4 protein-coding genes are annotated in these 6,412 nt (G+C 61.7%); all 4 read left to right on the top strand.

The window, feature by feature from the left end:
• Positions 1–91: 91 nt before the first annotated feature.
• From LQE90_RS03925 to hypD, 4 genes are read left to right on the top strand one after another with little or no spacing between them, the layout of a single operon-like run.
• Entirely contained in the window at positions 92–1,804 is a 1,713-nt protein-coding gene (locus LQE90_RS03925) for a phosphoglucose isomerase-related protein (protein ID WP_114566439.1), read from the top strand.
• An 18-nt stretch (positions 1,805–1,822) separates the two neighbouring features.
• Positions 1,823–4,342 (top strand): carbamoyltransferase HypF, encoded by a 2,520-nt coding sequence (gene hypF / locus LQE90_RS03930; protein ID WP_216529820.1) that lies wholly within the window; start codon positions 1,823–1,825, stop codon positions 4,340–4,342.
• Between the two features lie 31 nt (positions 4,343–4,373).
• Positions 4,374–4,613 (top strand): HypC/HybG/HupF family hydrogenase formation chaperone, encoded by a 240-nt coding sequence (locus LQE90_RS03935; protein WP_114566454.1) that lies wholly within the window; start codon positions 4,374–4,376, stop codon positions 4,611–4,613.
• An 8-nt stretch (positions 4,614–4,621) separates the two neighbouring features.
• On the top strand, positions 4,622–5,716 hold the full coding sequence (gene hypD, locus LQE90_RS03940) for a hydrogenase formation protein HypD (protein ID WP_216529819.1): 1,095 nt from the start codon (positions 4,622–4,624) through the stop codon (positions 5,714–5,716).
• Positions 5,717–6,412 lie beyond the last annotated feature (696 nt).

A 6,412-nucleotide genomic window follows, 5' to 3' on the forward strand; every position in this document is an offset into this window, starting at 1 on the left:
CGTTCACAAGTCCACCACAAGAGATCTCCTCTTATACGCGCTGACCTCCTGCGTTTGCTAGAATGAAAAGACTTACGTGAAAGAAGGTATCATGCTGTCCGGTGACATGGAAAAACTGTATCCTTCCGCAAAGATACTCGTGAAAGAGTGCGTAGCCAGCAGGCTGCACGCGAAGGATGCTACTCTGTACGGCTTTTCCGAAGAAGCGCGCGCATGCGCCGAGAACTATATGGGATGGACGGATCTTGCAAGCAATCCGCCTTGTCCTCTGTCCGAGATCCAGTCGTTCGCCGACTCGATCATCGCGCAGGGCCTCGAAACGGTCGTGCTCATTGGGCAAGGCGGCTCCACGCAGGCTCCCATGACCATTACCAAGTACAACAAGCCGGACTCGTCTGCGGTCACGTTCCGCACGCTCGACTCCGATTCCCCGGTGCGCGTGCGGGCGATGCTCGCCGAAGCCGACCCGCACACCACGCTGTTCATCATCTCGTCGAAAAGCGGCGGCACCATCGAGCCGCGTCTGGCTCTGCGCGCCGTGCGCGATGCGGTGGCCGACCGCATCGGCGAGGAAGAGCTGGTGCAGCATTTGGTTGCCATCACCGATCCCGGCTCCCAGCTTGAGCGCCAGGCGCGTGAAGAGGGCTGGGCTGCGGTGTTCTCCGGCGAACCCACGGTGGGCGGGCGCTTCTCGGCGCTGTCGGTGTTCGGCCTGCTTCCCGCAGCGCTTGTGGGCATCGATCTTCAGGAGTTTATGCGGCACGCGGTCGAAGCCGAGCATCAGTGCAGCGAAGACGCCATCGACAACCCGGCCATCGTGCTTGCGGCGTTCCTGTACGACAACTACCTGCAGGGTCGCAACAAGTTCTCGTTCTTGACGCAGAAGCGCGGCCGCGTGCTGGGCTTGTGGATCGAGCAGCTGGTGGCCGAGAGCCTGGGCAAGGAAGGCCAGGGTATCCTGCCGAACATCGAGGTTGACACGCTGCTGCTCAAGAAGGATCCGGGCGATCGCAGCGTCATCACGTACCTGACGAAGACGGACTTGTGGGACGAGCGCCGCAACTTCGAGATGAGCCTGTCCTACATCGACCCCGCTATCCCTCGCCAGAACTATCGGATCGACTCCGTCGAGGAGCTGGCCGAGCATTTTGTGATGTGGGAATGCGCTATCGCCATGTGCGGCTACCTGATGCGCGTGTGCCCCTTCGATCAGCCCGACGTTGCGTCGGCCAAGGCGGTCGTGCTCGACATTCTGCGGGACGGCCAGCCTGAGCCCGATTTCGTGCAGGACTTCATCGGGGACGTGCTCATGGGCGAAGCCGAGGTGCGCTTGGCGCCCTGCTTCAAAGACTGCACCGACATTCGCGGTGCCTTGCGCGCGCTGCTGAGCAGCATCCAACCGGGCGATTTCTTCGCGCTCAACGCGTTCTTGCCGTTTACCGGCGAAGGTCGGCGAGAAGCGCTCGAGACCATTCGTCATGGCGTAGCCGACAAGCGCGGCGTGGTATCGTGCTTGGAAGTGGGACCTCGTTACTTGCATTCCACGGGTCAGCTTCACAAGGGCGGTCCGAACTGCGGCGTGTTCTTGATCCTGTCGGCAGACGAGCTGAAGGACATCCCGCTCAAGCAGGAGGCCGAAAGCCTGGGATCGCTGGCGAAAGCGCAGGCGTCGGGCGACCTGCTCACGCTGGCCGAGCGCGGTCGGCGCGTAGTGCACCTGCACTTGCCCGACAACTCGGGCGTGACCCTGCGAGCGCTGGCCGAGGTGGTCACGAGCATTCTGGAGGAACTTGACGCGCGATAATCTTTGGGAGGCGTATTCATGAAAGAAGCGCTCAACATACAAGTCAAAGGTATCGTACAAGGGGTGGGCTTCCGCCCCTTCGTCTATCGTTTGGCTAAAAAATACCTGATCAACGGATGGGTTTTGAACGCTACCGACGGCGTGTTCATCCATGCCGAAGGAGATTCGAAGCTGCTTGACGAGTTCGTGATAGAGCTGTCGGAGAACCCGCCGGCGGCGTCGCAGGTGAACGAGATCGAGCTCAAGGAAGTTCCGCTGGAAGACTTCGAGTCGTTCGACATTCGGTTTTCCGATGCGGGCGAAGTCGAGCGAACCACGCTTGTCTCGCCCGATCTCGCAACGTGCGACGATTGCGCGCGCGAGTTGCTCAACCCGAACGACCGCCGCTATCGCTATCCTTTTATAAACTGCACGAACTGCGGGCCGCGCTTCACCATCATCGAGAAGCTGCCCTACGATCGCAAGAGCACGTCCATGAAGGATTTCCCCATGTGCGCGCGCTGCTCGTCGGAATACGCCGACCCGCTTGACCGTCGTTTCCATGCGCAGCCCGATGCGTGCTTCGAGTGCGGTCCGCATATCAGCTGGCGCGAGCACGAGGGCGGGGCCGTCGACGCTCCGTTAACCGAGGCACTGTGGGGGGCGACGCGCGAGCAGAGCGATGCGATTTTCGCGCGCGCCGTCGAGCTGCTGCTGGCAGGCAAGATCATCGCCGTGAAGGGCCTGGGCGGGTTTCACTTGGTGTGCGACGCCAACAACGCGGACGCGGTTGCGTTGCTGCGCACGCGCAAGCATCGCGAAGGCAAGGCACTTGCGGTCATGGCGGCCGACGTCAAGGCGGCGCGCGCCGTATGCGAGGTGAACGAAGTCGAGGCGGGCGTGCTCGCATCGACGTCTCGACCCATCGTCTTGCTGCGCAAGCGCGCCGACGCGCAGGTGGCGCCCGGCCTTGCCGACGGTCTCTCCGAGCTGGGCGTGATGCTGCCCTACACCCCCGTCCAGCACTTGCTCCTGCACGATTTCGCCCATGCAGGCAGCTCGAAAGACCAGGGACGGGGCCTTGTTCCCCTGCTGGTAATGACGTCGGGCAACGTGCACGACGAGCCCATCGTCATCGACGACGAAGACGCGTACGGCAAGCTGTTCGGCATTGCGGACGCGTTCTTGGGGCACGATCGCGCCATCCGCACCCGCTACGACGATTCCGTTGTGCGCGTCATCAGCGCTGGTGGTGCGGGCGATGCGGTGCAGTTCATCCGCCGTGCTCGCGGGTATGCGCCGTTGCCGCTTTCGCTGGCTTGTCCTAAGCCGGAGGAAGACCAGGCTGCGGCAAGCCCTGCGGCTGCCAGCCGGCAGGGCAAACGAGAAGCGCTGTCTATCCTGGCGGTGGGTCCTGAACAGAAGAACACCTTCACCCTGACGCGCGACGCCGAAGCGTTCGTGTCGCAGCATATCGGCGACATGGAAAACGCCGAAACCTACGATGCGTGGCTGGCGGCGAAGGATCGCTACCAGCAGCTGTTCGAGATTTCCCCGCAGCGCTTGGCGTGCGATCTGCATCCCGAATACCTGACGTCGAAGTGGGCGCACGAGGAAAGCGCCGCGCGCCAGGTTCCGTTGGTCGAGGTGCAGCATCATCACGCGCACGTTGCGTCGGTGTTGGGAGAGCACGGGCTGTTCGGTCCCGCGTGCGGAATCGCCTTCGACGGCACGGGCTATGGCGTTGACGGGGCTATCTGGGGCGGCGAAGTGCTCCTGGCCAATGCGTCGGCGTTCGAGCGGTTCGCGAACTTCGCGTACGTGCCCATGCCGGGCGGTGCGGCCGCGGTGAAGCACCCGCTGCGCATGGCGTACGGCGTGCTGTGGGCATTCGACCTGCTGGAGCATCCTGCGGCGGCGGACGTTCTTGCGGCGCTGGGGCCGCAGGCCGCTTTGTGCGACCAGATGATCGAGCAAGGGATAAACACGCCCATGACCTCGTCGGTCGGCCGCTTGTTCGACGCGGCGAGCGCCCTTTTGGGGGTGTGCGCGGAGTCGCGCTACGAAGGCGAACCGGCTATCTTGCTGGAAGGCGCTCTTGCCGCCCCGGCTTCGCCCGATGCGAACGGCAAGGCGTCCGATTCCGATGCGGGCGATCGCTACGCTATCGCGGTGATTAAGAACACGGCAACCGAGAGCAGCACGGCGCAGGACACGTCGGTCGTCCTGTTCGACGCGGCCCCTGCTTTCGAGGCGCTGCTTGACGACAAGGCCGCCGGCGTGCCCGTTTCCCTGATCGCCCGTCGCTTCCATGACGCGTTCGCCCAGGCTGTCGTTGCGGCGGCGGAACTGGTTCGCGGGCTGTACGGTATCGACGTGGTGGCCCTTTCCGGTGGCGTGTTCATGAATCGCTACCTGGTTGAACGCGCGCTCGCTTCCTTGGAGGCGGCCGGCTTCACGGTTGCCGTCAACCGCGATCTGCCGCCCAACGACGGCTGCGTTTCCTTCGGCCAGGCTGTGATAGCATGGGCCTCGAACGACGAGGGCGGGCAAGCGTAGCGCCCGCATATATAAGAAAGAAGGCATGACCATGTGCTTGGCAATACCCGCGAAAGTGATCGAGCTCAAAGACGATCGTCTGGCAACGGTCGACATCTTGGGCGTGACGCGCGACATATCCCTTGACTTGACGCCGCAGGCGGCCGTCGGCGATTTCGTGCTGGTGCATGCAGGGTTTTCCATCGAGGTGGTCGACCCCGACTTTGCTCAGGAAACCATTGATCTGATCAGGGAGTTTCCCGATCTTGCCGGCGACGAGATTCCTGCCTAGGGGGAGCCATGGCCAATCTTGAACAAGAGCTGGCAGCGTTCAAGGATCCGAAACTGGCGCGCGGTTTGATCGACTCCATAGGCAAGCTGGCGCCTGCCCAGGGCGCTACGCTCATGGAGGTGTGCGGAACCCACACGGTGGCTATCGCGCGCAACGGCATTCGGAACCTCATGCCCGAAAGCGTGCGGTTGGCGTCGGGCCCCGGTTGCCCGGTGTGCGTGACCTCGAACAAGGATATCGACACGGTGATCGCGCTCACGCGCGTCCCGAACGTCACCATTGCCACCTTCGGCGACATGACGCGCGTGCCTGGCTCAACGTCGAGCCTGCTCAAGGAGCAGGCGGCGGGACGTTCCGTGCAGATCGTGTACTCGCCGCTCGATGCCATTGCCTTGGCGCAGCAGCAGCCCGAGCGCCAGATCGTGTTCGTGGGGGTGGGCTTTGAGACCACGACGCCCTTGGTGGCCATGGCCATCAAGCGAGCCGCCGCGCTGGACCTGAAGAACTTCAGCGTGTTCGCCGCGCACAAGAACATGCCGGGCGCGCTGGAGGCCATCATCAACGATCCGCGCCTTTCGGTGGACGCGCTTATCCTGCCTGGCCACGTAAGCACCATCATCGGCGTGGAGCCGTACCGCTTCCTGGCTGAGAAGTACGGCATTCCGGGAGTCATCACCGGGTTCGAACCCGTTGACGTGCTGCAAGGCATCGCCATGATCATGCGTCAGCTTCACGAGGGTCGCGCAGACATCGAGATAGCGTATGCGCGCGGCGTCATGCCGCAGGGCAACCCCGTTGCGATGGCGGCCATCGACGAGGTGTTCGAGACCTGTCCCGCTACGTGGCGCGGGTTGGGGGAGATACCTGGATCGGGGTACCGCATTCGCGAGCAGTTCGCCCGGTTCGATGCCGTAAGACGCTTTGCGCCGTCCGTGGAGCCTACGCAGGATCCGAAGGGCTGTCGTTGCGGCGACGTGCTGCGCGGCATCATGGCGCCTGACGAGTGCCCGCTGTTTCGCACGGTATGCACGCCCGAAAACCCTGTGGGTCCGTGCATGGTTTCAAGCGAAGGCAGCTGCGCCGCTTATTACCGGTATTACTAGCGGGCAAGGGCGCGTCCCGGTGCTTGCGGCGGGACGCGCCCTTGTTCGAGGATTTTGCGGTGCGCTGCGCCGTGCGGCATGCTGTTCGGCCGCGCGCCCAAAACCGATTCGTTTTGGCAAAGTGCTCAACTCTGTGCTTTTTCTTGCACGCTGCTTAAAGTTGGCAATAAATTTTTTTGCTTCGATATTGTGCATGCAGGGACGGTTTGCAGGGCGTTTTAGAGCCGCATCGTTGTGCATGCCCCTTCAATTTTTTCACGTTTTATACGAGCGCTTCTGAATATAATCGGGAAATATCCAATATGGGGGCAAAAATTGCATAATGGCCCGAAATAGCGCGTTCTCAATTATTGTGCAGTTGAACAATAATGATTTCAAAATGGTTAAAACTATTCGTAAATTTCATGTTGCAGGTGAACAAAAAAGATGGTATAACTTGCTCATCGGCAAATCTGGCAAGCATGCCACGGTAGGATTCCGAGGAGCTTTCATGAACCATCTGTCTCCAAAGTTCTCCTGCAGCCGCGGCACTTTTGCCGGCTGAGCTGCAGTACACAATAGTGTGCCACCCATTTTAGGCAACGCAGGATGCGCTGCCGGAGAAAGGAGACTGTCATGGCGAAGATAGTCAATTCTTGGAACGACTGGGATCCGTTGAAGCGCGTCATCATCGGCCGCTGCGACAACTCGATGATC

The organism is Paraeggerthella hominis, assembly GCF_021044775.1.
Taxonomy (GTDB): Bacteria; Actinomycetota; Coriobacteriia; order Coriobacteriales; family Eggerthellaceae; genus Paraeggerthella; species Paraeggerthella hominis.